This window comes from Acinetobacter sp. T_3_1 (genome assembly GCF_025377055.1).
GTDB lineage: Bacteria > Pseudomonadota > Gammaproteobacteria > Pseudomonadales > Moraxellaceae > Acinetobacter > Acinetobacter kookii.
Genome location: NZ_JACHVD010000001.1, coordinates 262,348 through 263,348, shown reverse-complemented (window position 1 = coordinate 263,348; position 1,001 = coordinate 262,348). Strand labels below are relative to the sequence as shown.

Here is a 1,001-nt window from a genome sequence, read left to right as displayed (position 1 = left end):
TTCGCTCGCCGCTACTGAGGGAATCTCAATTGATTTCTTTTCCTAAGGGTACTGAGATGTTTCACTTCCCCTCGTTTGCCTCATACACCTATGTATTCAGTGTATGATACCTACCTTATGGTAAGTGGGTTCCCCCATTCAGAAATCTCCGGATCAAAGGATATTTGCCGCCTCCCCGGAGCTTATCGCAGGCTATTACGTCTTTCATCGCCTCTGACTGCCAAGGCATCCACCACATGCACTTAATTACTTGACTATACAACCCCAAACAGTCGTTTGATCCTACAAGTCAGATCAACCAACATAACAGTTTAGAGCACTGTGAACTTAATCACTGTACAGCTTCAATTAGATTCATATACCAAAACGCTTGATTCAGTTTAATCGCTAGTAACTCATTNTGCCGCCTCCCCGGAGCTTATCGCAGGCTATTACGTCTTTCATCGCCTCTGACTGCCAAGGCATCCACCACATGCACTTAATTACTTGACTATACAACCCCAAACAGTCGTTTGATCCTACAAGTCAGATCAACCAACATAACAGTTTAGAGCACTGTGAACTTAATCACTGTACAGCTTCAATTAGATTCATATACCAAAACGCTTGATTCAGTTTAATCGCTAGAACTCATTTCTTGTAGTTGCCTACTTGAAACGAGTTTGAACAAATTATTTCAACTCAAATATATTCTGTTAATGATTTTTCCAGCCTTCGTCAGGTCAGGAAACTGTGATAAATCACAGAGCTTAATAACAATGCCGCGCATTATACGCAACTTAATCACTAAGCTCTATAAGCTATCAGTTCGTTTGCTTACTACGTAGTCTTTCAACTGCGCAAAGCGTAGCTTCTTGCTTAAATTTCAAGGAAAAGCATGCTTTTCTTGTCTTGAAATTTGGTGGAGACTAGGAGAGTCGAACTCCTGACCTCCTGCGTGCAAAGCAGGCGCTCTACCAACTAAGCTAAGTCCCCAGCTTATCAATAAGTCAATGTATCGT

General features: G+C 41.8%; 1 tRNA gene and 1 rRNA gene (1 of these 2 running past the window's edge). Both read right to left on the bottom strand.

The features are described from left to right. A 23S ribosomal RNA gene (locus H4I94_RS01105) occupies positions 1-256 on the bottom strand; it reaches 2,427 nt to the left of the window's first position. Between the two features lie 643 nt (positions 257-899). Next, positions 900-975, bottom strand: a tRNA-Ala gene (locus H4I94_RS01100). Positions 976-1,001: the final 26 nt, after the last annotated feature.